Below are 3,497 nucleotides of genomic sequence, written 5' to 3' on the forward strand. Positions count from 1 at the left end.
GTCTCTGTGTTTCCGCATTTCCGCTTGCAACCTACGTGACCATTACGGGCCCGCAGTTTTGGACGGGGATAGTTTTTGCGTCTAAACCAGTGGCGTGAGCCACACTATATAAAAGCGACTTCTTGTCGCACCATAAAACATGTTATAGGTAGTAAAAAAGCACAAATCCATTGATTAGCAACGGGTTTGTGCTTTTTTTGTTTCTCTTAGATGTATTCAAAATTCTTCTACGTCATCTTCTATCCAATTGGTCCAATGGTTATTAGGATTACGATTCTCTATTAGTTTACTATCTCCATTTTCAATGGCTAAAGCTAAACTTCTAAAAAACCGAATATCACTTGGGAGTTCGTCTTCTGTAAGAGCAGGATGTTTCCAGGACTCTGTTCGATAAAATAAAGGTATATTTTCGAGTTCCACTTCTTCAAAAATGTCCTTTTCTTTTAACAAAAATTTCTCTGGGTAGTAAGCACCTAATATTCTTACCAATTTAGTGTGGCTGAATAGTTCAGGATTTTCTATATGATTTCTTTCGTAATCATCCTTTGAAAGGGTAAGATGAACCTTCTCATTATTTAAAGATACGTTTATATTAAAAGGATCTATAATGAGATGACCATCATCGTCATAATAAGTATCATCATCACTATCATAAATGTCGTTAAAGGACGAAATTATACCATCCTGTTTAGTCTTATTTCCATAAGCGAATAAGCAATTTTCTATATAACCAGCACCTCCCCCTGCCCCAATCATTTCAAATACTATTAGCCATTGCTCTTCATCCTTATAGACAGACAATCGACTGTAAGCAGCATTAAATGAAATAATATCGAACATGGGAAAAGAAAATTCTTTAGCATGATAATCAAGAAATTTTAATATTTGGTCTTGTGACGTACATTCAGCCTTTTGCCGTTTTCTGTCTGTTCGTCTACTGTATGATCTTCTTCGGCTCATTTAATTTATTTTCTCCTTTTATTTAAGTATCCTACAATACACTAGTCTTATAATCTATAATAATTTTATGATTTTTTGCCACATCATAGACTAATCTCCAAATGCAAATACAAGCTTACTTCTATTTAAAGCTTCAATACATAAGTTATGTAATTTTTCTCCAAATTCTATGACACAAGGTTCCTTATAGTCCCTAAGAATAATTTCGCATATTCGCTTCAATCTTTTTACCTCATGTATATTAAATTGTTTATGCTCATATGGATCCAAATTGATTAATAACTCTAATTCATAGCTTTTCCCTTTTTCTTTTTCCCATAAATAATCGTGAAGTTCATCTTCTAAATAAACACCATATTCGGCATCTTGGATTTCTTTCTTGTTATCTGCTATGTAAAATGTAACGGACATCTTCTTACCTCTTCCAAAATTAATTTCACCTTGTAAATCATACAGTATGTTGAAACTAGTTACCATAAAACATTTTAAAGGTAGTAAAAAGCGCAAACCTGTTTAATAAAAACAATTTAAAATTATTTTCCAAAAATAAACAAACATAATCCCCATATCCATTAATTACCTTATCATTCCATAAACAGCAAACCCAAATAGAAAGTTCGCAAAGAGAACGTCCTCAAAAGTATACTTTTACGGACGCGTTTAATTTTGTATTAAAAATCCAGTTACATGTTAATTTGCCATATTTATCTTACTTTGTTACGTTATAGGATGGTTGTATGATATGATATAGCATCGTATTTATTAAAAAGTTATACTTAATTTCTTAACATCATTCTGAGTCGGAGGAGAAATCATGAAGAAGTTTTTCAAAATTACTGGGATTGCTTTAGTTATGTGTCTTGCTATTGCATTTATAACGTTTAAGGTATTAGATAAGACTCAATCTCAGGAGTTACAAAAGGAAGAGGAGATTTCTTCTGAAGTGGAAAAAGAGCAAAAAGCTGACGAGCTTAAACTTAATAGTGAAGAAACGGTTAAAGGAAAGACAACAGATAGTTCCTCTAAAGAAGCTTTTGAAAGAGCAGAAACGAGTGAGGGTCATATGACATTTGAGCCTCCTGAAAATCCTACAGAAGCTGATATTATGCACATCATGCACTTAATGACCCACCAAAAAGTTAGAGCGAACAAAAAAGAAGGAGCTATTCGAATGACTCCATACTCTTTAGCTCAAGTTACAGATCTCATTAACGAGGTTCAACCACCTAATAAAAAAAAGCTTTTACAAATAGTGAACCATTGGGAAAATGGTAACTTTGACAATGTAATTGAAGAACATAACTATTTTTGGGAATATGAAGGCGGTAAAGTTGGTAAGGCTATCGGACGTATGACTATGACGGAAGAAAGTTATTTTGTTCGAAAACATTTCTATAACGATGATAAATAAGAAAAGTAAGCTTATTAAAATAGAAAAAAAGAATGATGTAAATATCATCTCTGTTTCTTTATATTATTCATTCTGTAAAATGTGGCAAGATTGAAAAGAATATATTAGGAAGTTCATATTCCTCGATAATCATGAACGTTCCTCTATTCAAAATAAGACATATTTATGAAAGACATACATCCTAAAGTATGGAGGAATATTGTGAAAAAAGTAATGTATCGCTCATCCCTATGTTTAACTATAGGCGTTTTTGTGTTTGTTTTAATGAAGGGAATAGGTTTTATTTTCTGGATTAATGGAGGACTGTTAGATAAATGGATCGCAATCATTGGATTAATTGCTATGCCGACTTTTTTCTACCTCTTCTTAAAGGATAGACAGACCAAGGTAAAAACAATAAAGAGAGTCTTGATTGGAGCCATTCTCTTTCATACGTTGTGGTTATGGTGGTCCATTCAAAAGCAACCTTATGATTATGCTTATGCTAAAAAAAACCAATTTTCATCTACTCCTTATGTAATTCATGAAACCAACAGCTGGGAGTACTCCTTTGTTCCAACTGAACAACTTACAAGCACTTATGTCCTGTATAAGTCTGTAAACCCTATTCTTTTCAGACGCGTCAGTACACATAAAAAGGAACCCGGATTGGTTAGAGAGATAAATCTTGCTAATCGGAAGGGAACAAAGATGGATAATTATCAATATAAACTTCTATTGAGGAAATAAAAAGGGGAAATTATGTAGCTTCATTTGTTTAGATAGCATAATTTAAAACTCATATTTTTACGGAAAGCTAATTTACATAACCTTAATTATAGGAACATATAAAAAAGAGGAGAGTACTTAAAGTATTGAACTAAAAGTATCTCTGCTCTTTTTATTTATTATCTATAAAGGTTAAGATTTGTTACCTTTTTCATATAAATATAAAACATAATCAGTCATAACACCAGGATGGCCCAATTGCCTCAACATAGCCGTGATATTGCCACGATGATATGTTCCATGATTGACAACATGTTGTACTAAGTCAGATAAACGAGTTTCGAGTCGTCCAGCAAAGCGGGTTTCAAGCACAAAGGCCGTTTCCATATCCTCTTGACGATCGAGAAACGCTTTGTAC

The 3,497-nt window shown here is 32.9% G+C and carries 5 protein-coding genes; 2 read left to right on the forward strand and 3 right to left on the reverse strand.

From position 1 onward, the window contains the following. Nucleotides 1-216: 216 nt before the first annotated feature. Nucleotides 217-960, reverse strand: a complete 744-nt coding sequence (locus MOC86_RS27255; protein WP_268587010.1) for a DUF7003 family protein — start codon at nt 958-960, stop codon at nt 217-219. A 90-nt stretch (nt 961-1,050) separates the two neighbouring features. Next, nucleotides 1,051-1,371 (reverse strand): hypothetical protein, encoded by a 321-nt coding sequence (locus MOC86_RS27260; protein WP_268587011.1) that lies wholly within the window; start codon nt 1,369-1,371, stop codon nt 1,051-1,053. A 403-nt stretch (nt 1,372-1,774) separates the two neighbouring features. Here MOC86_RS27260 and MOC86_RS27265 point away from each other — a divergent pair, with 403 nt between their 5' ends. Further along, nucleotides 1,775-2,371: a DUF6241 domain-containing protein gene (locus tag MOC86_RS27265; RefSeq protein ID WP_268587012.1), complete on the forward strand. Its 597-nt coding sequence runs from the start codon at nt 1,775-1,777 to the stop codon at nt 2,369-2,371. A 201-nt stretch (nt 2,372-2,572) separates the two neighbouring features. After that, complete coding sequence (locus MOC86_RS27270) at nt 2,573-3,100, forward strand: hypothetical protein (RefSeq protein WP_268587013.1); 528 nt, start codon at nt 2,573-2,575, stop codon at nt 3,098-3,100. A gap of 171 nt (nt 3,101-3,271) precedes the next feature. On the opposite strand, the gene MOC86_RS27275 is transcribed toward MOC86_RS27270, so the two are convergent. After that, nucleotides 3,272-3,497: DinB family protein (locus MOC86_RS27275; RefSeq protein WP_326847773.1), on the reverse strand; the 226-nt coding region annotated here is incomplete at its 5' end.

The sequence above is a fragment of the Priestia endophytica genome (genome assembly GCF_026790145.1).
GTDB classification, from domain to species: domain Bacteria; phylum Bacillota; class Bacilli; order Bacillales; family Bacillaceae_H; genus Bacillus_I; species Bacillus_I endophytica_A.